This window comes from Larkinella humicola (assembly GCF_008727875.1).
Taxonomy (GTDB): Bacteria; Bacteroidota; Bacteroidia; order Cytophagales; family Spirosomataceae; genus Larkinella; species Larkinella humicola.
Window position 1 is genome coordinate 648,506 of record NZ_VTWS01000005.1, and the last position, 25,232, is coordinate 673,737.

General features: G+C 53.6%; 21 protein-coding genes. 8 read left to right on the top strand and 13 right to left on the bottom strand.

Translation table 11 applies throughout. From position 1 onward, the window contains the following. The first annotated feature begins 9 nt into the window (after positions 1 to 9). Positions 10 to 3,378: a VCBS repeat-containing protein gene (locus F0P93_RS21365; RefSeq protein WP_150879704.1), complete on the top strand. Its 3,369-nt coding sequence runs from the start codon at positions 10 to 12 to the stop codon at positions 3,376 to 3,378. An 85-nt stretch (positions 3,379 to 3,463) separates the two neighbouring features. After that, positions 3,464 to 4,765, top strand: a complete 1,302-nt coding sequence (locus F0P93_RS21370; protein ID WP_150879705.1) for a vanadium-dependent haloperoxidase — start codon at positions 3,464 to 3,466, stop codon at positions 4,763 to 4,765. A gap of 21 nt (positions 4,766 to 4,786) precedes the next feature. On the opposite strand, the gene F0P93_RS21375 is transcribed toward F0P93_RS21370, so the two are convergent. Beyond that, complete coding sequence (locus tag F0P93_RS21375) at positions 4,787 to 5,335, bottom strand: hypothetical protein (RefSeq protein WP_150879707.1); 549 nt, start codon at positions 5,333 to 5,335, stop codon at positions 4,787 to 4,789. 103 nt (positions 5,336 to 5,438) lie between these two features. Here F0P93_RS21375 and F0P93_RS21380 point away from each other — a divergent pair, with 103 nt between their 5' ends. Beyond that, the gene (locus F0P93_RS21380) at positions 5,439 to 6,545 is read left to right on the top strand and encodes a DUF5700 domain-containing putative Zn-dependent protease (RefSeq protein WP_225309584.1); all 1,107 of its coding nucleotides are present in this window, start codon (positions 5,439 to 5,441) and stop codon (positions 6,543 to 6,545) included. Positions 6,546 to 6,637: 92 nt separating this feature from the next. Here F0P93_RS21380 and F0P93_RS21385 read toward each other — a convergent pair whose 3' ends face one another. From F0P93_RS21385 to F0P93_RS21405, 5 genes are all read right to left on the bottom strand, one after another. Continuing rightward, complete coding sequence (locus F0P93_RS21385) at positions 6,638 to 6,868, bottom strand: hypothetical protein (protein WP_150879709.1); 231 nt, start codon at positions 6,866 to 6,868, stop codon at positions 6,638 to 6,640. 350 nt (positions 6,869 to 7,218) lie between these two features. Beyond that, entirely contained in the window at positions 7,219 to 7,776 is a 558-nt protein-coding gene (locus F0P93_RS21390; protein WP_150879711.1) for a cupin domain-containing protein, read from the bottom strand. Positions 7,777 to 7,960: 184 nt separating this feature from the next. Next, a complete protein-coding gene (locus F0P93_RS21395) occupies positions 7,961 to 9,283 on the bottom strand; it encodes a sugar MFS transporter (RefSeq protein ID WP_150879713.1) in 1,323 nt (440 codons plus the stop codon). A gap of 50 nt (positions 9,284 to 9,333) precedes the next feature. After that, positions 9,334 to 10,686: a Gfo/Idh/MocA family protein gene (locus F0P93_RS21400; RefSeq protein ID WP_150879715.1), complete on the bottom strand. Its 1,353-nt coding sequence runs from the start codon at positions 10,684 to 10,686 to the stop codon at positions 9,334 to 9,336. Positions 10,687 to 10,913: 227 nt separating this feature from the next. After that, positions 10,914 to 11,933: a Gfo/Idh/MocA family protein gene (locus F0P93_RS21405; protein WP_150879717.1), complete on the bottom strand. Its 1,020-nt coding sequence runs from the start codon at positions 11,931 to 11,933 to the stop codon at positions 10,914 to 10,916. A 107-nt stretch (positions 11,934 to 12,040) separates the two neighbouring features. Here F0P93_RS21405 and F0P93_RS21410 point away from each other — a divergent pair, with 107 nt between their 5' ends. Together F0P93_RS21410 and F0P93_RS21415 are read left to right on the top strand one after the other, a co-directional pair. After that, positions 12,041 to 14,290: a monovalent cation:proton antiporter family protein gene (locus tag F0P93_RS21410; RefSeq protein WP_150879719.1), complete on the top strand. Its 2,250-nt coding sequence runs from the start codon at positions 12,041 to 12,043 to the stop codon at positions 14,288 to 14,290. Positions 14,291 to 14,360: 70 nt separating this feature from the next. After that, on the top strand, positions 14,361 to 16,133 hold the full coding sequence (locus tag F0P93_RS21415) for an ABC transporter ATP-binding protein (protein WP_150879721.1): 1,773 nt from the start codon (positions 14,361 to 14,363) through the stop codon (positions 16,131 to 16,133). A gap of 46 nt (positions 16,134 to 16,179) precedes the next feature. Here the strand turns inward: F0P93_RS21415 and F0P93_RS21420 are convergent, their stop codons facing one another. Continuing rightward, on the bottom strand, positions 16,180 to 17,238 hold the full coding sequence (locus tag F0P93_RS21420) for an ArsO family NAD(P)H-dependent flavin-containing monooxygenase (protein WP_150879722.1): 1,059 nt from the start codon (positions 17,236 to 17,238) through the stop codon (positions 16,180 to 16,182). 24 nt (positions 17,239 to 17,262) lie between these two features. Then, a complete protein-coding gene (gene nhaA / locus F0P93_RS21425) occupies positions 17,263 to 18,453 on the bottom strand; it encodes a Na+/H+ antiporter NhaA (protein ID WP_150879724.1) in 1,191 nt (396 codons plus the stop codon). A gap of 477 nt (positions 18,454 to 18,930) precedes the next feature. Here nhaA and F0P93_RS21430 point away from each other — a divergent pair, with 477 nt between their 5' ends. Beyond that, positions 18,931 to 19,611 carry a class I SAM-dependent methyltransferase gene (locus F0P93_RS21430; RefSeq protein ID WP_150879726.1) on the top strand — a complete coding sequence of 227 codons (681 nt, stop codon included), beginning with the start codon at positions 18,931 to 18,933 and terminating at the stop codon, positions 19,609 to 19,611. A gap of 143 nt (positions 19,612 to 19,754) precedes the next feature. On the opposite strand, the gene F0P93_RS21435 is transcribed toward F0P93_RS21430, so the two are convergent. From F0P93_RS21435 to F0P93_RS21455, 5 genes are all read right to left on the bottom strand, one after another. Beyond that, positions 19,755 to 20,558: a metallophosphoesterase family protein gene (locus tag F0P93_RS21435; protein ID WP_150879728.1), complete on the bottom strand. Its 804-nt coding sequence runs from the start codon at positions 20,556 to 20,558 to the stop codon at positions 19,755 to 19,757. Further along, positions 20,555 to 21,619 carry an ACR3 family arsenite efflux transporter gene (gene arsB / locus F0P93_RS21440; protein WP_150879730.1) on the bottom strand — a complete coding sequence of 355 codons (1,065 nt, stop codon included), beginning with the start codon at positions 21,617 to 21,619 and terminating at the stop codon, positions 20,555 to 20,557. The genes F0P93_RS21435 and arsB overlap by 4 nt, the downstream gene beginning before the upstream one ends. Beyond that, entirely contained in the window at positions 21,616 to 22,068 is a 453-nt protein-coding gene (gene arsN2 / locus F0P93_RS21445; protein ID WP_225309585.1) for an arsenic resistance N-acetyltransferase ArsN2, read from the bottom strand. The genes arsB and arsN2 overlap by 4 nt, the downstream gene beginning before the upstream one ends. A gap of 28 nt (positions 22,069 to 22,096) precedes the next feature. Then, positions 22,097 to 22,984, bottom strand: coding sequence for an arsenite methyltransferase (locus F0P93_RS21450; protein WP_150879732.1), 888 nt, complete (start codon positions 22,982 to 22,984; stop codon positions 22,097 to 22,099). A 69-nt stretch (positions 22,985 to 23,053) separates the two neighbouring features. Continuing rightward, positions 23,054 to 23,380, bottom strand: coding sequence for an ArsR/SmtB family transcription factor (locus tag F0P93_RS21455; RefSeq protein ID WP_150879734.1), 327 nt, complete (start codon positions 23,378 to 23,380; stop codon positions 23,054 to 23,056). Between the two features lie 157 nt (positions 23,381 to 23,537). On the opposite strand from F0P93_RS21455, the gene F0P93_RS21460 reads away from it, so the two are divergent. Next, entirely contained in the window at positions 23,538 to 24,332 is a 795-nt protein-coding gene (locus tag F0P93_RS21460; RefSeq protein WP_150879736.1) for a hypothetical protein, read from the top strand. A gap of 24 nt (positions 24,333 to 24,356) precedes the next feature. Further along, on the top strand, positions 24,357 to 25,133 hold the full coding sequence (locus tag F0P93_RS21465) for a hypothetical protein (RefSeq protein ID WP_150879738.1): 777 nt from the start codon (positions 24,357 to 24,359) through the stop codon (positions 25,131 to 25,133). Positions 25,134 to 25,232 lie beyond the last annotated feature (99 nt).

The following is a 25,232-nucleotide window of genomic DNA, read 5'->3' on the forward strand; positions in this document are numbered from 1 at the left end:
CTTTCATTTATGAGTTTTTTTTTACGTGCTTTCTGGAGTTGCCTCATCATTGCAATGGGTTTGTTCTCAACGGGTTGCCAGAAAAAACCGGCTTCTACCGAGCAGACGGCACCCAACAGCGGCCCTCCGCTCTTTACGCTGCTGGCTCCTGAGCAAACCGGCATTTCATTTGTCAATACGCTGAACGAGGGGCTAAATACCAACGTGCTCATGTACGAATATTTTTACAACGGTGGTGGCGTGGCCGTTGGTGACCTCAACGGCGACGGCCTGGAAGATATCTATTTCAGCGGCAACATGGTTCCGAACCAGTTGTATCTCAACAAAGGCAATCTGAAATTTACCGATATTACCGCCACTGCGGGCGTAGCCGGGCGCGAAGGCCCCTGGCGAACGGGCGTGACGATGGCCGATGTCAACGGCGACGGTCGGCTTGATCTCTTTCTCTCCTATTCGGGAAGTCTGCCGCCCCAAAAACGAACGCCCCAACTGTTTATCAACGACGGCCCCGACGCGCAGGGCGTTCCCCGTTTCTCCGATCAAACCGCCCAATGGGGGCTGGACAAACCCGGTCAGACGACCCAGGGGACGTTTTTCGACTACGACCGCGATGGCGATCTGGATTTGTTTCTGCTCAACCACAACCCCCGGCTCCTGCCCATCCTCGACCCGGATGCCACGGCGGAGCTGATGAAGAAAAAAAGCCCGGAAATCGGGGTTTGCCTGCTTCGGAATACCGGCACCCGTTTCGAGGATGTAACCGAACGGGCGGGTCTGCTCAATTCGGTGCTGAGCTATGGCCTGGGATTGGGCGTCTCCGATCTCAACGGCGATGGCTGGCCCGATCTGTACGTTTCCAACGACTACAACGTTCCTGATTTTCTGTACCTCAATAACCGCAACGGGACCTTTACAAACCAGTTGCAAACCGGCATCGGCCACATTTCCCACTTCTCGATGGGAAACGATGTTGCCGACATGAACAACGACGCCCGGCCCGATATTCTGACGCTCGACATGCTGCCCGAAGACAACCGGCGGCAGAAACTCCTGATGTCGCCCGACAATTACGAAAAGTTCGATCTGGCCGTCAATTCGGGGTTTTATTACCAGCACATGCGGAACATGCTGCAACTGAACGTCGGCACGGATGGCAAAAAAGGAACCGGGGGCATTCCCGAATTCAGCGAAGTGGGGCAGTTGTCCGGGATTTCCAACACCGACTGGAGTTGGGCTCCCCTCCTGGCCGACTACGACAACGACGGCTGGAAAGATCTGTTCGTTACCAACGGGTATCTGCGCGATTATACCAACCAGGATTTCCTGAAATACATGGGTGATTTCCTGCTCAACCGCAAGGTCATGCGCCAGGATTTGCTGGAACTCGTCTATAAAATACCGGCTTCCGATGTGATTAATTACGCCTTTAAAAACAACGGCGACCTTACCTTCACCGACGTCAGCCGGGCGTGGGGCATGAACCTGCCTTCGAACAGCAACGGCGCGGTGTATGCCGATCTCGACAACGATGGCGACCTGGATCTAGCCATCAACAACATCAACAAACCGGCTTTTATCTACCGCAACGAAGCCAGCAACCAACTCAAAAATCACTACCTGAACGTCAAATTGGACGGTGCCGGAGCAAACCGGTTTGGACTGGGCACCAAAGTGACCCTGTATCGGAACGGCCGGCAGCAGTATCTGGAGCAGATGCCATCTCGCGGCTATCAGTCGAGCGTATCGCCCATTCTGCACTTCGGACTGGGAAAAGAATCTACCATCGACTCGCTGCGCATTGTGTGGCCGGGCGACAAACAACAACTGCTGACCAACGTCAAGGTCGATCAGGTACTGGCGGTTTCGGAAAAGAATGCCAAAACGTCCCGGCGGTCAACGCCTTCTGCTCCGGCTGTGTTTACGGAACTGAAATCCCCGGTGGCGTATCAGCACCCCAAAAATACCGTCAATGATTTTAAACGGCAACCACTGCTGGTCAATCCGGCGTCGTTTGTGGGGCCGTGTCTGACCAAAGCGGACGTCAACGGCGATGGTCTGGAAGACGTGTTCGTGGGCGGGAGCAGCGGGCAGGCCGGGGCGGTTTTTCTCCAGCAAGCCAACCAGCAGTTTTTACAGAAAGCCCAACCCGCGCTGGAAACCGACAAAGCCAGCGACGACGCCGACGCGGTTTTCTTCGATGCCAACGGCGACGGGATGAAGGATTTGTACGTGTGTAGCGGTGGTTACGCGAACTTCATGCCCGACGACGCCTTGTTGCAGGATCGGCTTTACATGAATGATGGCAAGGGGAATTTCACTAAAAATCCGGCGGCTTTGCCCGTCATGCGCACCAGCAAAAGCTGCGTTCGGGTGGCCGACCTCAACGGCGATGGCAAACCGGATCTGTTCGTGGGCGGGCGGGTGATTCCGGGCCGCTATCCCGAAACGCCCCCGAGTTTTCTGTTGATCAACGACGGCAAGGGGAAATTTACCGACCAGACGGCGAGCCTGGCTCCCGATCTCCAGCGCATTGGCATGGTGACCGATGCCGCCTGGACCGACCTCAACGGTGATAAAAAACCGGAACTGGTGGTCGTGGGCGAGTGGATGCCGGTGACGGTTTTCGGCAACGACGATGGCAAATTTACGGATCAGACCAAGACCTATTTTGACAAAGAATACCGGGGCTGGTGGAATAAACTGCTGGTTGATGACCTGAATGGCGATGGCAAACCGGATCTGGTGGTGGGCAATCAGGGCCTGAACACGCAGTGTAAAGCCAGCGACAAAGAGCCCGCCGAACTGTTTTACAAGGACTTTGACGACAACGGTTCGGTCGATCCGATTCTGTGTTTTTACATCCAGGGCAAAACCTATCCCTATGTCACCCGCGACGAATTACTGGATCAGCTCAGCATCATGCGAACGCGCTTCCCGGATTACAAAAGCTACGCCGATGCGACGATGAAGGATATTTTCACGGAAGACGAACTGAAAGGCGCGAATAAACTGGAAGCCAATCACCTGAAAACAAGCTATTTTGAAAGTACATCCCAGGGGAAATGGCAGGAAAAAGCGTTACCGGCGGAGGTGCAGGTTTCCCCGGTTTTTGCACTCACGGCGTTCGATTACGATCACGACGGCAAAAAAGACTTGCTTCTGTGCGGCAACATCAGCCGGGCGCGGTTGCGGTTCGGCAAGTATGATGCCAACTACGGTGTTTTGCTGAAAGGCAACGGGAAAGGCCAGTTTTCGTATGTGCCGCAGCCCCAATCCGGTTTTCTGCTGAAAGGCGATGTCCGGAGTGTGCTGCCAGTTGGAAACACGGTTTTAATTGGGATTAACCAGGTTGGCGTAAAAGCGTATGGGTTTAAATGAGTTATTACACAGAGTTGATCAGAGGTTATCAAAGTTTTTCTCTGATTTCCTCTGATCAACTCTGTGTAACAACCTTTCAATTTCAATGAAAAAAATCTTCCTCTCTCTTTTCGTTATAGCCCTAATAAGCAGTTGCCAGACTGAAAAAACACCGGAATTGGGCAACCGGGAGATCACCGGCGTCATTGCCGAGATGACCGAGGTCATGATCCATGACGTAACCAATCCCCCCCTGGCCGCCCGGTTTTTCACTTACGCCTGTCTGGCTGGCTACGAAGTGGTTGCCCAGAACGACAAGGCTTACCGGAGCATGCAAGGCGTTCTGAACGGTTACCCGGCGATGGAAAAGCCGAACGTCAGCGGACACTCCACACACCTCAGCGCGGTGCTGGCGATGCTCAAAACCGCCCAGAAAATGCAGCCTTCGGGCAAGCGGCTGGAAAAGCTGGAAAAGCAGTTGCTGGATTCGTGCCGAACCGTGGGGTTTTCCGACGAAGTGATCGAGCAGTCGGCAACCTATGCGCTGGAGGTGAGCAAACAGATGCTGAAATACGCCAAAGCCGACCAGTATAACCGGATCAGCAACTACCCGCGGTATACGCCCTCCGAAAAGGCCGGAAGCTGGTATCCGACCCCGCCGGGGTATTTTGCCCCGGTCGAACCGTATTTCAACACCGTCCGCCCGTTCACGCTGGACTCGGCGGCCCAGTTCAAACCCGCTCCGCCAGCGGCTTATTCCACCGATAAAAGCTCGTCTTTTTACCGGATGCTGCTGCAAAATCAGAAGGAAGGTGGCAACAGCCTGACGGAAGAACACCGGCAGATTGCGGCTTTCTGGGACTGCAATCCGTTTGCGCTCGAAAACAACGGCCACATGATGGTGGGTCTCAAAAAAATCTCCCCCGGCGCTCACTGGCTGGGCATCACCGGGATTGCCTGCACCAAAGCGAAAAAGAGCTTCGCCGAATCGCTGAAGATCTACACGGCCGTAGCCATCGGATTAACGGACGGTTTTATCTGTTGCTGGGACGAAAAATACCGCAGCAACCGCGTCCGACCCGAAACCGCCATCCGCAAGCTCATCGATCCCGACTGGAAACCGTTTTTGCAAACGCCCCCGTTTCCCGAATACCTGAGCGGACATTCCACCATATCGGCGGCTTCGGAAGTGATTCTGACGCATTATTTCGGCGATCATTTTGAGTATACCGACACCGTCGAAGAGCCGTATGGCCTGAAAGCCCGCACGTTCCATTCGTTCCGCGAAGCAGCCACGGAGGCCGGGCTTTCCCGGTTTTACGGCGGTATTCACTTCATGGATGCCATCGATCAGGGACGGGCGCAGGGACTGAAAGTGGGCAAATGGGTGGTGAAGAAAGTGGGGTAAAATCGGCAGAAGAAAACCGTATTAGTTATCAACCTTCGCATTTTGTTCCGGGTTTCGGCCCGGTGGAAACGTATGACGCCATTTTTCACCATAAACGGACTTGTATAGAATGGAGATCCTGGCGTCACTCATACTCTGACGAATCGCCCGCTCTGCCGTTCGGCTGTGCAACTCGATGAGAGTAACCTTTCCACCCTGCGGGATCACGAGGCCTTTCCAGAGATCGCTGACCATGCTCGTGCTATCGATAATGCCGGCCTGCTTCAGAATAGCGTTTTCGAAATCAGAGACCGTATCGTATTTTTTTCCGGCATAATAATAGGACGCTTCCTCGATAAAAGCGGGTCCTAGTCCATTGTTATCAATCATAATCGCATAGCCCGAACTTCCATCTCCTAATTTGGAGGTATTGTAACTGTCCAGAATCGGCATCACCGAGGCATATTGCTGCGTTCGTTGCAGATACGCCTGGTAAAACGTGATGCCGATGGCGCAGAAGCTGGAAACGACGGCCAGAATACTCAGGTACGTATCCAGTGAAACGACAACTTTACGGGTACGGTTAGCCATACATTCGTAGCAAATACTATTTTTATATTTTCATACCAGGTTCTAAAATAGCTAATTCCAGCCAGAACATTTCATTAGATGCCTGGCCAATTTTCTCTACAGAATGAAAATAGTCGCGTGTATTTTGCTTTTACTGATCAATCCGAAGGCTTTTGGTCAGGAACGTAAAAAACCGTCTCCACAACCCGACATGGCCATTCAGCTCGATTTCGGGAGTGCGCAGGCGGTTACGAATCTGCTGGCCAAAACGAAAACGACCGATGCCGAACTGGACGGGATTGCGAAACTTTACGGTAGTCAGCAATTGATCCGAAAGGTCACCAGTTACAACAAAACAGGAACCGAGGCCGCTTTTAAACAAACCTTGCGGGAGATCGTCGAAACGGGAACCGTGAAAGGCAACGACCCATTTGAGTGGAAAGCCGTCAAAGCCAAACTTCCGGAAATCAGAGCGTTAGTTCGTCAACTGGAAACGAAGGCATCGTTTATTGAGGACGTAAAAGCCCTCATTTCGCCGTATTCACCGGCTACGCTGCCCGTAAAAGCCCGGGCCTGTTTCCTGGTCGGCGGGGGAGCACTGGGCTTCACCTTTGGGGGCGACGACACCTTCAATGTAGCTTTGCAGAAAATTGGCGATGATTATGAAGGACTGGTTTATCTGGTTGCCCATGAACTTTATCATACCATTCAACAGGTGGGCGAACACCATCGCACGAACGGAAAAACCGCAGCAAATCCGCCGAAAAATATTGACAATACCTATACGCTCCTGGCCAATCTGTGGGCCGAAGGCTCCGCCAGTCTGGTCGGTGATTTTACAAAAATCAAACAGCCGGGCGGTTTCTCAAAAGAGCAGCAGGAACAGTATGACCGCAACGGGCAGCGTTCACGGCAGAATTTTGCACTCTTCGAGAGCCTGTTATTTTCCGCTTTTCACGACTCCACCGCCAATCTCAGCGAGCTTTACAACATTGGTTTTACGGTTGCCTTCGATGAAACCAGTTATTTTATGGGGTATCGGATGGCGAAAGTGATTGAGGAATACCGGGGTAAAGACGTCCTGGCCGGGTTAATCACCCAAAATCCCATCGAATTCTGTCGGGTATACCGAGCGATTTACAAGCAGTTTCCAGACAGAAACATCATCGAGTTTAGCGGCTCAACCGAAGCAATTCTGACCCGGATGGAAGCCTGGAACGATAAACTGTAGCCCGAAATCACAAGGCGATTTCGATCGCTCAATCTGCTTGCAGAACGGCATCGGCCCGTACTTTCAACACTTTCCTGACTGGAAGGGGTCGATCAGGCACCCAGATAGAGGGCAGCCAATTGATCCAGTTGTTCCTGTTGTGTGGGTTTGTCAGAAGAGGGAAGTTCCCACGTTAGCCGAACCCCTGTAGCGTTCTGTACAATGTCAGCGATTCGCTGAATCATCTGGTTCACCTCTGTCGGGTTTCGGTTTGATACATTCATCAGATTAGACGCCAGTTGCTCCATTACCCCTTTTTCAAGTCGTTCCAGTCGTGCTGTCATGTGAAATTCGTTTTCCAGGTTCTCCATCTACTCTACCTGTATCGACAAGGAATGTTTCCGGAAGGTTGTCAGTAAAAACAAAAAATGAGGGTGTGGCTCCGGTATTTTTTCATTTCCCGGGGTAGTATTTTCGTATAAACCGGAAAAATAAAGTCCGGTCGGCGTCAAGAACCCCGACCGGAACCGTACTAACTCTAACAAAGTATGCCCACTCTCCAGGCGAAAGAATGATCACCTATCCTGTAGTAAGACGGTGAATATGAAAAAAGTAACGATAGACGGTGAAATAAACTTTCGGGCCTAAAAGATGGACCGGATTTGTCGTTCGTTCTGGCGTCAAACGCGTTGGATTAACGCAGTTTCACGGCTTCGGGGGCATCGTTGAAATGTTCGTACTTATTTAGCAGCTTTCCGAGGGCATAGGTAATGGGAATCATTACTTTTCTGACGAATGTGGGAATTTCCAGCATGTCGTATTCGCTGGCGTACCGGGTCAGCAGGTAGGCTGCGTCGAAGGCTTCCGGCTGGGTCCTGCCCGATTTGGCCTGGGCCGCAAAGATGGCCGAGAGAAAGAACACAATGGTATTAGCCGGCTTGATCCAGGCCTGGCACTGGAGCGTTTCGGTCCCTGCATTCCAGAACCGGTGGGGTTCACCGCGTTTAAACACAATGGACTCTCCCTCACCGGCATACTGCTCTTTTTGCCCCTGAATCTGGTAGCCAATTTTGCCTTTAACCACCGTAAAACCCTCATCCTGCAGCCAGTGAACGTGCATGGGCGGGCCACTGCCGGGTGTCACAAAGTTTTCTCCGACGACCCGGTCACCGTCCGGCTCCTGGGTCACGCCCAGAAAGACCAATTTTTCGCCGTGGCCGTTCTCAATCGTGTGGGGGTAGGTAATGTTCATGGTAATTGATATTTGTTGTTTGGTAACAAAGATCACCACCCAACCACCACGCTGAAACGCCGGTTCGGTTCAACCGGAAAAAGCAATCCCTGAAGCGTCGTTTTCCAGTCTTCAGGTTTCGGCGAGGTTGCCAACGTTTTCTGATGGGGCGTCAGGGATAGTCGGCTCAGAGTGAGTGGTCAACTCACCCTACCCACCTCCGCACCCGATGCCCCCAAAACGCATAGTACACCAGATACAAATAACACGGAAACAACACCCAATACGCGAGTTTGACCCCGTACAAATCCGCAAAATACCCGTAGAAAAGGGGCATAATGGCGTTCCCGCAGAGTCCCATGATCAGGATGGCCGCGCCCAGTTTGGTAAACCGCCCCAGACCGTCGAGTGCCAGCGGCCAGATGCCCGCCCAAACCAGCGAATTGGCCAGCCCCAGCAACACCACAAACCAGATCGAGCGGTCGGCCTGATGACCCAAGATCGAAACCGGCCCGCTCGTGTAGATGATCAGCAACGTCAAAACCGCGCCCAACAACGTGCAAAACCGGAAAGCGGTTACCTGGCTGATGGTTTTCGGAATCAGCGAAATGCCGAGAATATACCCGCAGATCGTCGCCGTTAAGGTATACGCCGGAAACGTCTTGGCTTCCAGCAGGCTGATTCCCATGGAATTGGCGTAGCCGATCACCGTATCGATGGCAATGACCTGACTGCCCACGTGCAGAAAAATAGCCACGGCACCCAGAATCAGGTGCGGAAACTGGAAAATTGAGGTTTTTCCGGAATTGGCAGCCGCCACTTCGGAGGTTTCCTGCTCCGTATCGATTTCCGGCAAAGGCGAAAACCGCACCAGCAACCCCAGGCCGATCAGTACCACGCCCATCAGCGAATACGGCACGATCACCCGCCGAACCAGCTCATCCAGGGCCGCACTCCGCTCCACGGCCGACATCGTTGGCAGTTGCGCAAACAGATCGGTGTCGGTCGCCCTCAGAATCACGGCGGCAAACAGAATCGGGGCCAGCACCCCAGCCCCTTTGTTGCAAATGCCCATGATGCTGATTCGCTGGGCGGCCCGTTCCTGCGGCCCCAGAATGGTGATGAACGGGTTGGCCGCCGTCTGCAAAACCGCCAGTCCGACGCCGATCATGAACAGTCCCAGCAGAAAAATCCCGTAGGTTCGGGTCAGAGCGGCCGGTACGAAAATGAACGCCCCCACCGCCATAATCCAGAAACCGATCATCATGCCTTTCTTGAAACCGGTGGCTTTCAGCAGATACGACGACGGCACCGACATGACGAAATACGAGATGTAAAACGCAAACGTGACCAGATACGACTGAAAATTGGTGAGTTCGCAGGCGATTTTGAAATACGGAATCAGGATCGCATTGACCCAGGTCACAAAACCAAATATGAAAAATAACAGGCCGATGATCAGGATCGAAATGAGCGTGTCCCGCTTGCTTAACGAACTGACCTCGACAGCCGCCAGAGTTGCTTTCATCTAATTCAATGAGTGAATGGGCGATTGAGTAAATGAGTAAATAACAGTGGTTAAACCGTTGGTTCCCAGCCGGATTGGTAGTCCCGCTGCCAGTATTTTTTCATCAGGCCTTTGTTCTTGATGTGGCCGTTGCTGGGGTCGATGTTCAGCGTTTCGCCGGACCGGAGGGCGATGTTGCCCAACTGGCAAAGCAGCGTACTCTGGTGCCCGCCTTTAATTTCGGCAGCCAGAGCCGTGCCTTTCCGAATACCGTCGAAGAAGTTCTGAATGTGAATCGCATCCAGCGCCTGCGACGGGTTCATGCGGTCGCGGGCATCGATGACAAAATCGTTTTTGACATCCTTGACCAGTTTGCTCTGCAAGTCATACACCTTGTAGGTATTCCCGCTTTCGATGACAACCGAACCGGTTTCGCCGTAAAATTCGACGCCCACGCTGTTGTCTTCGACCGTGCGGCCGTTGCAACTGCGACCTTCCCAAACGATGCTGGTGTTGTTGTCAAATTCCAGCGTAATAACCTGCGTATCGGGCGTTTCCCAATCATCCTTGTAGCGATACCGCCCACCCGCGGAGGAAACCCGCGTCGGGTATTCGACGCCCAGGCCCCAGCGCATCAGGTCGATCATGTGGGTGCCGTTGTTGAGCGCTTCGCCCGTTCCCCAATGCCAGAACCAGTGCCAGTTGTAATGCAACAGATTGTCTTTGAACGGTCGGCGCGGAGCCGGACCCTGCCACAAATCGTAGTTCAGCCACGACGGAACGGGGGCTTCTTTCCCGACACCAATCGACGCCCGGTTGTTGGTATACCACCCTTTCGCAAAATACGGACGACCGATGATGCCGCCCTTCACTTCCTGAATCGCCTTGGCCACGTTCGGCCACGACCGGCGCTGGTTGCCCATCTGCACGACCTTTTTGTATTTTTCAGTTACGGCCAGCAGCAGTTCTCCCTCATGCGGATTGTGACTACACGGTTTTTCGAGGTACACATGCTTGCCAGCTTTGCAGCCCAAAATAGCCGCCGGCGCATGCCAATGGTCGGGCGCAGCCACCACCAGGGCTTCCAGATCCTTGTCTTCCAAAGCTTTGCGAAAATCGGGAGCGGCTTTCGGGCGGCTTTTTTGCAGGTCTTCCACCGTCGCAATGGCTTTATCAGCAGCCCGGGAATCGACATCGCAGATGTACAAAACCTCGCAGTTTTTCTGAAGCGCAAAGTTGCTCGCCAGCGCCAGCCCCCGCGAGTTGACGCCCATCACGGCCACCTTGATTCGCTCGTTGGCCCCCAGAATATTGGCGTAACTTTTGGCACTAAAACCGGGCAGAATACCGCCCAGCGACAACGCGGCTGTGCCCGACACGGTTTTTTTGATAAACGCCCGACGGGTTTTATTCGATGATTGCATGGATTGAAGGGTTATAGGTTGTGAAACATACCCCAGAGGGGTAAAATGTTAATAGCCCAATCAGCTAAACTTATCTTTTAAGCTCCGGAGGAGCGCCCTGATGGTGCTTTGAGGACACTCCTCCGGAGCTTGGACTTGACGCTAACTTCGTGTATCTATTAACATTCCACCCCTCCGGGGTATTTTTGTTTTGATCCGGTTTTGAACTACGATCTAAAGAACCGTCTTTACACTTTTCGCAGCACGCTTTCCAGCGTCACGGTGGCTCCGCCCTGCCGTTTGCTTTCTTCGGCGGCTTCCATAAAGGCAAAAATTTCCAGCGTTTCGGCGGCACTGACCGGCGGTTTTCCGGTATTGAAAAAGGTTACGATTTGTACCAGCAGGGCTTTATAGCCTTCGTAGGGACCGATGGGTGCGATGCCTTTTTCGCCGTACGCCGTGCCGCCATACCCGGTTTTTCCGGAACGGATTCCCCGGAAAGTCCCGATCCGATCATCATTCCAGACACCAACCACTACGTCCATATCCTTCGTGTGCGTCCGGCTCACCTGCTTGCAACCCGGCCCCATCACCGTGAAAAGCGTTTCGACGCCGTGGATGCCGTACCAGAACAGATCCGGATGGGTTTTCTCGATGGGCGACGGACTGTAGGTGTCAGCCCCCAGCACTTTCCCGACGGTTTTTCCCTGCGCGATGTCCTGCGCGCTGGTCATATAGCGGAGCGATGAGGCCGAAAAAACCGGCACGTTGGCCTTTTTAGCGGCTTCAAAAATAGCTTTTGTATCGGCCAGCGAAGCCGCAATCGGTTTGTCGATAAACACCCGCTTCCCGGCCTTGAACACCTTCAGCGCCTGCTCCAGATGCAACCGGCCGTCGTTGGTTTCCAGCAACACCACATCCACTTTGCGGAGCAGTTCGTCAATGGAACCGACGATTTCAACGCCCAGTTTTTTCACTTCTTCCGTATAGCCTGCCACCCGGCTGACGCTCGATTCGATGTCATTGCTGCCCTTCGGATAAGCCGCCACGACGCGGTAGCCGTCCAGTTCAGGACCGGCGGTCGGGCTGTTGAGTTCTTTGGTGAAAGCGGTGCTGTGCGAGGTGTCCAGACCGATGATACCCACCCGTTTTCCCTCTGCCGACGGAGTCGGTTCGGGCATCGAAAAAAGGGTGTGCGGCAGGCTGAGCGAGAGTCCCGTAGTGGCTGTCACACCCAGAAATTTTCTACGGTTAAGCAATTGATTCATCCGATTCGGGCTAAAAAGGTCGTATTATTGTAAGAATAGCAATTTTATTCGTTTTATCCTTCTGCCGTTTCAAGGGTAGGTCGATAAAAATACGGTTTTTTCCAGATATGGCTCATTTACCAAACCTGATCATTGATCTGGCGATCATTTTGGGAACCGCAGCCGTAACGACGCTTCTTTTCAAATGGCTTAAACAACCCCTCGTTCTGGGTTATATTCTGGCCGGAGTGCTCGTAGGGCCAAAGTTTTCATTATTCCCGACCATTTCCGACCCGGCCACCATTCGCATCTGGGCCGACATTGGCGTCATTGTACTGCTGTTCAGCCTCGGGCTTGAATTTAACATCAAAAAGCTCGTCAAGGTCGGCGGCACGGCTTCCATGACGGGCGTCATCGAAATTTCGGCGATGGTTCTTCTGGGTTACCTCACCGGCATGTGCCTGGGCTGGTCGACGATGGACAGCATTTTTCTGGGCGGCATTGTCTGCATTTCTTCCACCACCATCATCATCCGGGCGTTCGACGAACTGGGCATCAAAACCCAGCAGTTTGCCGGTATTGTTTTCGGGATTCTGGTCATCGAAGACATCGTAGCGGTTTTGCTGCTCGTGCTGCTTTCTACGCTGGCCGTCAGCAAGCAGTTTTTCAGTGCCGAAATGCTGGTCGCCATCATGAAACTGGCGTTCTTTCTGGTCATCTGGTTTCTGGGCGGTATCTTTCTCGTTCCCTCCCTGTTACGAAGCGGCCGAAAATTCATCACCGACGAAACCCTGCTGATCATCTCGCTGGCGCTGTGTCTGCTCATGGTGGTTTTCGCAACGAGCGTCGGTTTTTCGCCCGCTTTGGGTGCTTTCATCATGGGTTCGATTCTGGCCGGAACCATTTACGCCGAACGCATCGAACACCTGCTGACCTCCATCAAGGATCTGTTTGGGGCGGTATTTTTTGTCTCGGTCGGCATGTTGATCGACCCGGCCCTTCTGGTCGAATACGCCGGACCGATTGCAATCGTTACCCTTGTCGTTATTCTCGGCAAATCCATTTTTGTTACCCTCGGTGCGCTCGTGGTGGGCCAGCCGCTGAAACAGTCGATCCAGACCGGGATGAGTCTGGCGCAGATCGGGGAGTTTTCGTTCATCATCGCCACACTGGGCCTCAATCTGAAAGTCACCAGCGGTTTTCTGTATCCCATTGCCGTTGCCGTTTCCGCCCTGACGGCCTTCACCACACCCTACATGATCAAGGCTTCCGGCCCGCTCTGTACCTGGGTGGAAAGCAAACTGAGCCCGCGAACCAAACTCTTCCTGACGGCCTACAGCTCCGGAGCGCAAACCATCGGCAGCGTCAGTGACTGGTATCAACTCCTTCGCGAACACATTCAGATCATCATTGTCAACACCGCCGTCATTCTGGGCATCATTCTGTTGGCATCCCGCTGGCTGATGCCCCTTGTTTCGGCAGAAATCATCAGCAGTCCGGGAGCCGATATCCTGACCGGTTTTCTGTCCATTCTGCTGATGGCTCCGTTCCTGTGGGCGCTGGTGCTGAAACGAATCAACCGACCGGTTTATACCCGGCTCTGGACCGAACGACGCGCGTATCGGGGGCCGCTGGTGACACTGGCGATTGCCCGTGGCGTCATCGGTTTGGGGCTGGTGCTGCTGTTGCTGCAACAGTTTTTCTCCGTTAGCCTGCTGCTTTTCGTCGTCGTCGTGCTGACCGGCGGCTGGCTTGTGCTGGGCAAGCGGCTTCCCCTGATTTATGAACTGATCGAAAAGCGGTTTCTGGTCAACCTCAATTCCCGCCAGATTTACCAGGAAAACCGCATGGGGCGGAATCTGTTGCCGTGGGACGCCCACCTTTCCTATTTCGAAGTCAATGCCGAATCGCCGGGTGTCGGGTCTACGCTCGCTGAGCTGGCGCTTCGCGAAAAATACGGCGTCAACGTCATTTCCATTGCACGCGGCAGCGTGACCATGCTGGTGCCGGGCCGCAACGAACGGCTGTTTCCGGGCGATAAAATTGCCGTAATTGGCACCGACAAGCAACTGGAACATTTTATCAGCCTGATCGAACCGGCTAAAAAAGAGAAGGTTCAGACCACGACGGCGCAGGAAATATCACTCCAGAAAATTGCCGTCGATGAGTCGTTTCCGTACATCGACCAGAGTATTCGAAATTCCGGAATTCGGGAAAAAACCCAGGGGCTCATTGTGGGTATCGAACGCAAAGGAACACGCATTTTAAATCCGGATTCAACGACCTTTTTCCTCCCGGGCGATGTTATCTGGCTGGCCGGGAACACAAAACTCATCAAGGAGTTTCAGCGGGAAAACCGCTTGCGGACGATGCAGTGACCCGCCACGGGTTGTCCTGTTTTGAAAACCGTACGCAGCCCGGTCGAAACCAAACCTCTTCTTTTACTTTATGAAATTACTGTACAGCTACTTACGCGGTTTCTGGCCACTCCTCATTCTGGCCTTGCTATTGGCCGCAATCAACCAGATTTTTTCGCTGCTCGATCCGTACATCTTCCGAAAAATCATCGATCAGTACGTCGTCAAACCGGGTTCGGCCATCCAGCGACTGGATTTTGTGAGCTTCCTGAGCGACGGTGCCGGGCTGCTGATTTTGCAGGCACTGGGTGTTGCGATGGTGAGCCGCATCGCCAAAAACTTCCAGGATTATTACGTCAACGTCATCACGCAGCGACTCGGCGCCCGGCTGTATTCCGACGGGTTGCGCCACTCACTCGACCTCCCCTATCAGGTTTTTGAAGACCAGCGTTCGGGCGAAACACTGGGCAAACTCCAGAAAGTGCGGACGGATGTGGAAAAACTCATCCAGTCATTTGTCAACGTATTGTTCACATCGGTAGTCGGGATTATTTTCGTCATGTGGTACGCCAGCACGGTATACTGGCCCATTGCGCCCGCCTATTTTCTGACCATTCCGCTGCTCGGATTTGTCAGTTCGCTGCTCAGCAAAAAAATCAAGGTTGTTCAAAAGAACATCGTGGCCGAAACCACCGCGCTGGCCGGTTCGACCACCGAAAGCCTGCGCAACATCGAACTCGTGAAAAGCCTCGGGCTGGCCCAGCAGGAAACCGAACGGCTGAATGCGACTACCGAAAAAATCCTGCGGCTCGAACTCAAAAAAGTCCGTTACGTGCGTTCGCTATCGTTCGTGCAGGGCACGTTTGTCAACTTACTGCGGAATGCGATCATGCTGATGATGCTGTTTCTGGTGGTGCAGGGACGCATTACGGTGGGCGAATTTTTCTCGCTCTTCATTTACTCCTTCGCCATTTTCGGCCCCTTGCAGGAACTGGGCAACATCATCAACATTTACCGGGAAACGGAAGCCTCGCTGGCGAATTTCCAGCAGATTCTCGACACGCCCCGCGATGTCAAACCGGCCCATCCGATCCCCATTAAAAAGATTCAGACCCTGGCGTTCGAGGACGTCCGTTTCAAACACTTATCTGCCGATAACCCGGCCCTCGACGGGATTTCATTCGACGTCAAACTGGGCGAAACCATCGCGTTTGTCGGGCCGTCCGGTTCCGGGAAGACGACGTTGGTCAAGCTGCTGGTGGGTCTGTATCCCCCGCTGGTAGGCCGGATTCTGTACAACGACATCCCCAGTTCGGAAGTCGATCTGGACGAATTGCGCGAACAAATCGGCTTTGTGACGCAGGATACGCAGCTTTTTGCGGGGACCATTCGCGAAAACCTGCGGTTCGTTGCGCCCAATGCCACAGACGCCGAATGCCTCACGGCACTCCACCAGGCGGCCGCCGACACCCTGCTGAGTCGCGCTCCACAAGGGCTCGATACCGTGATTGGTGAAGGCGGGGTGAAAGTTTCCGGGGGTGAAAAACAGCGGTTGAGCATCGCCCGCGCGTTGCTGCGCCGTCCGACCCTGCTGGTGTTCGACGAGGCCACGTCGGCCCTCGATTCGCTGACGGAGGAGGAAATCGGCAAAACCGTCCGCCAGCTTTCGGGTTCGCGGCAGCACATCACGATTCTGATTGCCCACCGCCTGAGCACGATTCTGCACGCCGACCGGATTTTTGTGTTGGAAAAAGGCCACGTCGCCGAGCAGGGGCGTCATGCGGATTTGTTGCTGCAGAAAGGACTGTATTACGCCATGTGGCGGCAGCAAATCGGCGAACGCAAGGAAATGGCGACGGTGTAATCACGGATTTCTACGAAAAAACCGGGGCTCAACTCCGGTTTTTTCGTTAAGGAGACGGATCTTTTTGCAAAAAACCGATGACTTCCTGCGCCGTCTGGCGGGCGGACCGATTGACGCCGATGAGGGTTGCCGAAGCAAAACCGGTCCAACTGCCGTAGCCCACCAGCCACAAACCCGGCTGCTGAACCGAGTGCGTTCCGGCCACCTCGACCTTTCCATCCGGCTTAAGCACGTCAAGCGGTTCTAAAAACGCGAGGGCGGGCCGGAAACCGGTACACCAGATCACCGCATCGACCGCTTCGGTTCTTCCATCGAACCAGATTACTCCGGTTGGGGTGAGGGCGATAAAGGGTCGAACGGAATGCAGAACGCCCCGGCTGCGGGCCTCTTTCACGGGTGCGACCATGACGATGTCGGCCAGACTGCCTCCGGTTTTGGTGTCCCCCGCCTGAAACCGCTGGGTGGCTGCCTGAAACAAATACCGTCCATCGACTTCGTCCGGCAAAAAAGTGGGTTCGGTCAACGTAACCCAGGTCGCATTCGCCACCTTCGACACTTCTGCCAGAATCTGGGCCGCCGAGTTGCCTCCGCCCACCACCAGCACCCGTTTTCCGGCAAATTCTTCGGGGGAGCGATAGTGTGCCGAATGGAGTTGCCGGCCTTGAAAATTTTCGCTTCCGGGATACGCAGGCATGTACGGATTGCTCCAGCTTCCGGTGGCACACACCAGTGCCCGGGCGCGGTAATCGCCCCGGTTGGTCGTGATCCGAAACAACGAATCGGCACGCTCCACGGATTGTACCTGAACCGGGCGGTGAACGGGAAACGAATACCGTTTCTCATACTGCGTAAGGTACTCGATGACCTCCAGCCGCGACGGATAGAGCGACGCGGTACGGGGCATCAGCCAGCCGGGCAGGGAACTGGCATCTGCCGGCGAAAAAAGTCGCAGCGACTCCCAGCCGTGCAGCCACGCCCCACCGGGGGCCGATTGCTCATCCAGCAGGATCAAATCGAGGGAACTGCGTTGCAGATGGTAGGCCGTTGCCAGAGCGGATTGCCCCCCTCCGATAATAATGAGATCCCGTACCGGTGATTCGTTCATGGAGCCGTTGTCGTATTCGTGAACTTACTCTTCAGCGATTAACAAATCGTCTTTCCGGGCGACGGCCCTCAAAACGAGATAGCCAAAACCGCCGGCCAAAACCGATCCAATGAGAATGGTAAACTTGGCTCCGGCGGCAAAAACCGGCTGATCGGCAAACGAAAGAAGTGCGATAAAAATGGACATGGTAAAGCCGATGCCGCCCAACAGGCCTAATCCGATAATATGGGGCCAGCGGGCACCGTCCGGCAAGGTGCACAAACCCGCTTTTACCGAGCACCAGGAAAGCAGCGTAATGCCCAGCGGTTTTCCAACCACCAGCCCCACCAGAATGCCCAGCCCCAGCGGGGTCGACAAGCCTTGCAGCATACCGGATTCAAACCGGATGTTGGTATTGGCGAGCGCAAACAGCGGCATGATGGCAAAATTGACCGGTTTGATCAGCCTGTGTTCCAGTTTTTCCAGTGCCGACTCGGTGTCGTCGGGCGTCGTGGGAAGCGTAAAGGCCGTAAGCACCCCGGCAATGGTGGCGTGGATGCCCGAATGGTGGATAAAATACCAGATGAACAGGCCGGGAATCAGGTAAAAGGCCAGATTCGTTACGCCCATCCGATTGAAAATAATCAATACCAGAAAAACGCCCCCTGCATACGCCAGGTAATTGACATGCAGATCCGTGCTGTAGAAAATGGCAATCACCACGATGGCGACCAGATCATCCACAATAGCCAGAGCAGTCAGAAAGATTTTCAGCGACGCCGGAACCCGTTTTCCCAACAAGGTGATCAGGGCTAGGGCAAACGCAATGTCCGTTGCCATCGGAATCCCCCAGCCCACGGCGGTTTCGGTTCCGCGGTTCAGCACACTGTAAATCAACGCCGGAGCAACCACGCCACCGATGGCCGCAAAAATGGGTAAAGCCGCTTTTTGGATGGACGACAGTTCCCCCTCGATCAACTCCCTTTTGATCTCCAGGCCCACCATCAGAAAAAAGATGGCCATCAGGCCATCGTTGATCCAGATCAGAACAGAGTATTGTAAATCCAGACCGGCCCAATCTGTTCCCAGACGGGCGGCCAGCAGGCTTTCAAAAGGCGTGCCCAACGGCGAATTGGCAACACCGAGCGAGATCATCACACAGAGAAACAGAAGAATACCGCCTGTTGAACCCGATGTAAAAAATTCCTGGAAGTGTTTCAGCAGCGTTGCTTTCATCGGTTTTTCAATTGATCAACTGCAATAGTAAGAAGAAAAATGAAGCGGGCCATTGAATCTGTTTTTAATACATCGTCTTGCTTTTTTTAATTTCTTTTTAATCTTTGTATACGCTGACCGGCCCAAAGAAAGCGGGTCACATTCAAAATATGCTGCAACTTACTCCCCCCTGACGACGATTTTTCGCTAGCCCCAGCCCTGGGCTAGATCGTTGACGCGGCCTGATCGAGGGCCGGGGAGTTCCTCTTTTTTCCAAGTTTTCGAGCAGTGTTCAGCCGTTTTGCGGCTGGCCGATCTGGCTTTTCCGTTCTGCCATTTCGCGGAAGAAAAGCTGTAAATCTCGTTTTAGCCATGCTACACCGTATTCCACCCTGATCTTCCGATCAGAGATCAATAGCATTTTTACTTTTCTCCATCTAACCTCCATCACCATGAATACGACGCTGAAAAAAAAACGTCCAGGAGTTCAACCGGAATGTGAACGAAAATGGCGGATTTCTCTACACCACCAATGCGCAGTTTTCGTCGCATGTTGCCAACAAACGCATTTCGGATGAGATCTTCAAGCTCATCAAACCGCACTACAAAACCCTGGTGGATATTGGTTGTGGCGACGGCATGTACACGAATAATATCAAGGAAAACTTCCCGCATTTGAACGTTCACGGCTTTGACCCTGCTGCTTCGGCCATACAAATCGCCCGAAAAAATTACCCATCGGTACAGTTTGATACCATTAATTTGCTGGACAACCAGTTGCCGGTTCCAGCTAAAAAATACGATGTAGCCGTCATTCGGGGCGTTCTCCACCACCTTTCCGATCAGCAAAAAGCCATCACCAATGCATTTCGGCTCGCCGACCACCTGATTATCATGGAACCGAATGGCAACAATCCCGTTCTGAAAGTCATCGAAAAAACGTCCCAATACCACATCGAACACGAAGAACAATCGTTCTTCGAATGGGAATTGAAACGCTGGATACGCAATGCGGGCGGACAAGTTGATGCGTGGAAATATGTGGGTTACGTCCCGTTCTTTTTCCCAACCGGCCCTGCCAAGGTGATCTATTTCTTACAGCCTTTTCTGGAAAAAATTCCGGGTTTAAAACACATCTTTTCGGCCCAGTTCATCATTTCATGCACGAAAAAGCCTTAAGCCCGTTCGGCTCCTCTGGCTCTGGTGAGTGCCTTGGGAAACGGCCTCGGTAGTAACGGGAAAATACCGTCACGTAGAGATTCTCCCGGCCGTAGGTCAGGTTTGATTGTACCAGACATACGACTGGAAACAAGCGTTCTTACTCATTTCGCCAACCGCAACGCCTGGGCATACACGTCCGGTAATTCACTCTGCTCAACGGCCAGAGCCGCCCGTTCCACATCATAGGGCACCCGAACAAACTCGACGTGAACGCCTTCGGCAGAACCGGGCCGGGCGGTTTCGTCGATCGTGAGCAAAACGTACCCCGCACGCGGATCACCGTCTTTGGGTTTGCCGACGGAACCGATGTTGATGGCGTGCCGGTAATACGGCGTTTCGTCTTCGCCCAGCGCGTTCACCACTTTGTAATACGGTTTGTGCGTGTGGCCAAAACACAGAATATCAGCGCTGGCACCTTCCAGAACGCGCGCCAGACTGCGGTCTCCGCGATCTTCAAACAGGTATTCGTTGACGCGCCGGGGACTGCCGTGTACCAGCAACAGGGAAACCGGCGTTTGCTTCTGCCAAAGGTGTTCCGGATCGTTGCCCAATTCAAACTCGACGCGAAGGTGGGTGGGTAACGTCCGCAGATACGCCCGTTCGTCGTCACCTACGGTTTTGTTGGTGTAGGCAATCGAAACCTTGCCATTGGCTTTTTCGTCGTCGGTTTTGTAGGCGCACCCGCAATCGTCCGACGAGCGGCCGATGCCGTAGTCGTAATTACCGGCAATGGTCGGAATGTTCCGTCGGCGGATTTCGGCGATCACCTCGTTGGGCCAGGTATTGTAGCCCACCAAATCGCCAAGGCAATACACGGCGTCCGGTTTTTGACGGTCGATGTCGGCTAAAACCGCTTCCAGAGCGGGCAGGTTGGCGTGGATGTCGGAAAACAGGGCAATTTTCATACGGTTTTTGGGGACGGCTTTTGGGAGGAAATTCCAAATGCATTCTTCTGTTTACGCGCAAAGTTGACCATCAGGATCAACACCGGCACTTCGATCAGCGGGCCGATGACGGCGGCAAAAGCGGCCCCGGAGTCGATGCCGAACACCGCAATGGCCACGGCGATACCCAGCTCAAAGTTGTTCCCGGCGGCCGTGAAAGCCAGCGAGGTGGATTTGGCGTAATCGGCACCGGCCCGTTTGGACAGGTAGAAGGCCGAAAAAAACATGATGGCAAAATAGATCGTCAGCGGAACGGCAATCCGGAGCACATCGAGCGGAATGGAAACGATCAGTTTTCCTTTCAGGCTGAACATCACCACAATCGTGAACAGCAGGGCGATGAGAGTCAGCGGGCTGATGTCCGGTAAAAACGTCCCTTCGTACCACTGGCGGCTGAAAACGCGCGTCAGAATCAGCCGCGACAGCAAACCGGCCAGAAACGGAATGCCCAAATAAATAAAAACACTCTGCGCCACTTCGCCAATCGTGATATCGACCGTGAAGCCCTGTAAACCAAACCAGGGCGGCAAAACGGTGATGAAAACGTAGGCGTAAAGCGAATAGAACAGCACCTGAAAAATGCTGTTGAAAGCCACCAGACCGGCCGCGTAGAGCCGGTCGCCCCCCGCCAGATCGTTCCAGACGATGACCATCGCGATGCAGCGGGCAATCCCGATCAGGATCAAACCGGTCAGGTAGTCGGGTTTGTCGGGCAGGAAGATCACCGCCAGAAAAAACATCAGCAACGGGCCAACGATCCAGTTTTGCAGCAACGACAGCCCCAGAATTCTGGTATTGGCAAACACGGAGGGCAATTCGGAATACCGCACCTTCGCCAGGGGCGGATACATCATCAGAATCAGGCCGATGGCCAGCGGCACGTTGGTCGAACCGGAATTAAACCCGTTGATGAAGCCTTCCGACTGCGGAAAAAAGTAGCCGATGCCCACGCCGGTGAGCATGGCCAGGAAAATCCACAGCGTTAAAAACCGGTCGAGAAACGAAAGGCGGGGGGTGTTCATGCGGCATTGTCGTTTACGGTTCGCTTCATCACAATGGCTGAAGACGGACAGAGATCACTGAACTGCTGCGTTTGCTGAATCGCTTCAGGTACGTCCTGCCGGTCGATGGGCTGAAAACCGTGCCGCTCAAAATAGCGGTCGGCGGTGGTCGTGATCAGATAGACATCGGCCAACCCATCGGCTTTGGCGGTTTCCAGCAGCCGGTCAACCAGTTGCGCAGCGATTTGCCGGCCCCGGTACTGCGGATCAACGGCCACGGAACGCAGCAGCGCCACGGTTCCGAAACGTTCCAGACCGGCCACGCCAACGCCGATTTCCTGTTCTTTCGCAATCACAAAACCGGGTAGTTCGGGTGGCAAATCATCGGTCAGCAACTCCGCCTGCTGCAACAGCGCCATAACGGCTTCCCGGTCTTCCGGGCGGGCATTTTCAATTGATAAAGCCATCATTTTCAGCATTGAACGCGTTGTTAAAAAACTAATTGCAGCAGTCGGGTCCGCAGCAGGCAGCGGCATTGGTCGCTGCCGGGGCCAATTCGACAACCGGTACGGTAGGTTTTTCGGCATAAACCGTAACGCTGTAGATACCTTTGTCCTGCTGGCGGTAGTCAGCGATTTCGTCCGCAGTCAGGTAGTTTTGCAGCAGTTCGTCGGGCAGAATAATTTCGCGTTCTTTTTGCAGGATGATCCCGGTAAAACCGGCTTCCTGAACAATCTGCAAATAGGTATCTTTCTGGATAGCGCCCGACACACAGCCCGCATACAATTCGGCATCCTTGATGACGCCCGCGGGCAAATCGCCTTTCAGCACAATGTCCGAAATGCTGAAATGACCGCCGGGCTTCAAAATCCGGAACGTCTCGGAAAACGCTTTCTGCTTGTCGGGAACCAGGTTCATCACGCAGTTGCTCACCACCACATCGGCCAGATTGTCGGGCAGCGGCATGTCTTCGATGTCGCCGTACACAAACTCGACGTTGGTATACCCCAGCGTTTTGGCGTTCCGGCGGGCGCGGTCGATCATGGCCGGCGTCATGTCCAGGCCAATCACCCGGCCGGTTTCGCCGGTTTCGGCCCGGGCCACAAAGCCGTCGTTGCCCGCTCCTGAGCCCAGGTCGACCACCACGTCGCCGGGTTTGATCTGCGCAAATTGCGTCGGCAGGCCACAGCCCAGCCCCAGATCGGCTTCAGCCACGTAGCCGTTCAATCCGTCGTAGCCAACGGCCATGGTGATGGGCACGTCATTCGAGGGGCCACAGCACGATGTAGGACCACACCCGCAGCCAGCCGCTTCAGACTGCCCCCCTTCGGCAATAGCGCCGTAGGTCTGGCGCACGATTTCTTTTAGTTGTTCAGCCGTTTCCATGTTTACGTTTATTGATTTGTTTATTGCAATATTACGATTGATTCAGGTAAAAAAAGAGCGACGCTGGTTTTAGCAACAGGTCGCAGGCACGAATGAATCCAGCAGGGTGCCAAACGTTTGCCGGGCTTCTTCCCAAACGGTTTCGTTGATGCAATAGCACACGCGGGGCGGATCGATTTCGCCTTTAATGATTCCGATGCGTTTCAGTTCCTTCAAATGCTGGGAAACCGTGGGTTGTGCCAGCGGCAATTCGTCTACCAGATCGCCACAGACACAGGCTTTTTTTGCAATCAGCACTTGCAGGATGGCCACCCGGGCGGGATGGGCAAAGGCTTTGGCCAGGTCGGCGATCCGGTTTTGCTGGTCAGAAAATATTTCGGTTTTGGTGAGTCCCATGTCGCAAAGGTAACAGGCTTTTTATTAATCGCAATATTACGATAGAAAAAAATAGTATGGAATTGACTTCAGCGCGAAGCCGGGCCTAAAAACAATCTGTTTTTTTGTAAGTTGGCTTTCTGACGGTTTTGTTCCTGTTTTTCACCTTTACCCGCCCATGCGCATCCGCCAAGCCTTTCTCCTTTTTGTCCTGCTGGGCTTTGCATCCGGTTGTGCCAGTGTAGCCCGGCGTTATCAGATTACCGAACTAAACCGGGTGTTCCGGGTGCGGGCGAATCAGACCTTTTTTACCCAGGATTCCCACGGCAAGGTTACCAAAAAGACGCTGAACTATCCAGCGAAGGCGGCTCTCTATCAGGAGCAGGATACGCTTTATGCCGAGTTTGTATCGACCACACTTCGCGCTTCGGATAACGATCCGACAACGATCGATCAGGCGGATTCGATGAAGACCCTGTTTGTACATTACAACCCCCGGGTTAATTTCGTCGAAGAAAAAAGCCCCTGGTTTTATTACCAACTGACCACCTTTGACATCGATCTGTTTACAATTCCGTTCAAATACCGCTTTTCGACAGCCGGGCGTCCGGGTCAGCTTTCGACCAGTGCGAATGTAGGCGTGTATGCCGGGATTCGCTTCGATCTGGGCCGCTACCGAAATATTTATTACCGGCGCGACCAGCATTCCGACATCCAGTCGTTCAGTTTCGGGATCGGAACGGTGTTGAGCATTGATCCGGTGCTGGTGAACGGTTTCAACACGGCCGGCCGTGTAACCGACGAGTATGAGGCACTGGGAGTCAATTATGGTCTGGCTACCATTTTCGGCTACAAGCGGGTTACGGCGGGGCTGGTCCTGGGATTTGAGAATCTGGCCGACCGCAACAACCGCCTGTGGGTGTACCGCCAGAAACCCTGGCTGGGTCTGATGGTGGGCATCAACATCAATTAAGCACTCATTTTTTCCGTATTTTCTATGAAAAAATCACTTGCAATCGCCTGTTTTATTCTGCTCACCGACCGGGCCAATGCCCAAAATTCCACGGGTGCAAACGGCACGGATTACCTGAAACTCATTCCCGGTTCGGAGCAATCGGCTTATAAACGGGTAGAAATTTCGTCCGACATCGACACGACCTGGAACCGCTGGAAAGAACGCGGGTATAACTTTGGCTTCAATCCGCAGATCACGCCAATGTACACCACCGTCAACGGGATTCTCAGTACGCCCTACATGATTCAGGTGCGGGGCAACGAAAACGAACGGAACCGCAAACGCTGGGGCTATCACGTGTTTGAAGGCTACGCCAAAGACGACAAATCCCGCATTACGATGCTGGTCAATAAACACACGGAAGAAGAAAAACCGGTCGCCGAACTCTACTATTACAGCACGGTGTATACCCACGCCGAACCGGCTTACAACTGGTTCAGGATTGGCTCCGATGTCCGGCAACACTCGTTTCTGTTCAGTCGGGATCAAGCGGTTTTCTACGGTTCACTGAAAATGACCAATGCGCTGACGCTGGGCAACATCGGCCGCGATAATCTGCTGGCGGAAAAACCGACGGCGGATGCGGAAACGAATTATGCCGAAGATGCGAAACACGTCAATTATGAAGCGTTGAAAAACAGCGAAAACGGAACGATCTTCTATGATAAAGACAACAACATCGTCGTGATCAAAATCAATGGAAAATGGATGAAACTGGCGGTGGAAGCCTTACCGAAAAATGTTCATTATCCGTTTTGAAGCTACGGGTTGGAAGGAGCACTTTCTAAGCAGTATGTTAATGTGAGTCAGAGTTGATCAGGCTCCAGCGGAGCCCTCTGTCAATAGCCTGGTAGCAAT

Coding starts and splice junctions, on each gene's coding strand:
- F0P93_RS21365 (WP_150879704.1), top strand. CDS start 10: ATGAGTTTTTTTTTACGTGCTTTCTGGAGTTGCCTCATCATTGCAATG.
- F0P93_RS21370 (WP_150879705.1), top strand. CDS start 3,464: ATGAAAAAAATCTTCCTCTCTCTTTTCGTTATAGCCCTAATAAGCAGT.
- F0P93_RS21375 (WP_150879707.1), bottom strand. CDS start 5,335: ATGGCTAACCGTACCCGTAAAGTTGTCGTTTCACTGGATACGTACCTG.
- F0P93_RS21380 (WP_225309584.1), top strand. CDS start 5,439: ATGAAAATAGTCGCGTGTATTTTGCTTTTACTGATCAATCCGAAGGCT.
- F0P93_RS21385 (WP_150879709.1), bottom strand. CDS start 6,868: ATGACAGCACGACTGGAACGACTTGAAAAAGGGGTAATGGAGCAACTG.
- F0P93_RS21390 (WP_150879711.1), bottom strand. CDS start 7,776: ATGAACATTACCTACCCCCACACGATTGAGAACGGCCACGGCGAAAAA.
- F0P93_RS21395 (WP_150879713.1), bottom strand. CDS start 9,283: ATGAAAGCAACTCTGGCGGCTGTCGAGGTCAGTTCGTTAAGCAAGCGG.
- F0P93_RS21400 (WP_150879715.1), bottom strand. CDS start 10,686: ATGCAATCATCGAATAAAACCCGTCGGGCGTTTATCAAAAAAACCGTG.
- F0P93_RS21405 (WP_150879717.1), bottom strand. CDS start 11,933: ATGAATCAATTGCTTAACCGTAGAAAATTTCTGGGTGTGACAGCCACT.
- F0P93_RS21410 (WP_150879719.1), top strand. CDS start 12,041: ATGGCTCATTTACCAAACCTGATCATTGATCTGGCGATCATTTTGGGA.
- F0P93_RS21415 (WP_150879721.1), top strand. CDS start 14,361: ATGAAATTACTGTACAGCTACTTACGCGGTTTCTGGCCACTCCTCATT.
- F0P93_RS21420 (WP_150879722.1), bottom strand. CDS start 17,238: ATGAACGAATCACCGGTACGGGATCTCATTATTATCGGAGGGGGGCAA.
- nhaA (WP_150879724.1), bottom strand. CDS start 18,453: ATGAAAGCAACGCTGCTGAAACACTTCCAGGAATTTTTTACATCGGGT.
- F0P93_RS21435 (WP_150879728.1), bottom strand. CDS start 20,558: ATGAAAATTGCCCTGTTTTCCGACATCCACGCCAACCTGCCCGCTCTG.
- arsB (WP_150879730.1), bottom strand. CDS start 21,619: ATGAACACCCCCCGCCTTTCGTTTCTCGACCGGTTTTTAACGCTGTGG.
- arsN2 (WP_225309585.1), bottom strand. CDS start 22,068: ATGATGGCTTTATCAATTGAAAATGCCCGCCCGGAAGACCGGGAAGCC.
- F0P93_RS21450 (WP_150879732.1), bottom strand. CDS start 22,984: ATGGAAACGGCTGAACAACTAAAAGAAATCGTGCGCCAGACCTACGGC.
- F0P93_RS21455 (WP_150879734.1), bottom strand. CDS start 23,380: ATGGGACTCACCAAAACCGAAATATTTTCTGACCAGCAAAACCGGATC.
- F0P93_RS21460 (WP_150879736.1), top strand. CDS start 23,538: ATGCGCATCCGCCAAGCCTTTCTCCTTTTTGTCCTGCTGGGCTTTGCA.
- F0P93_RS21465 (WP_150879738.1), top strand. CDS start 24,357: ATGAAAAAATCACTTGCAATCGCCTGTTTTATTCTGCTCACCGACCGG.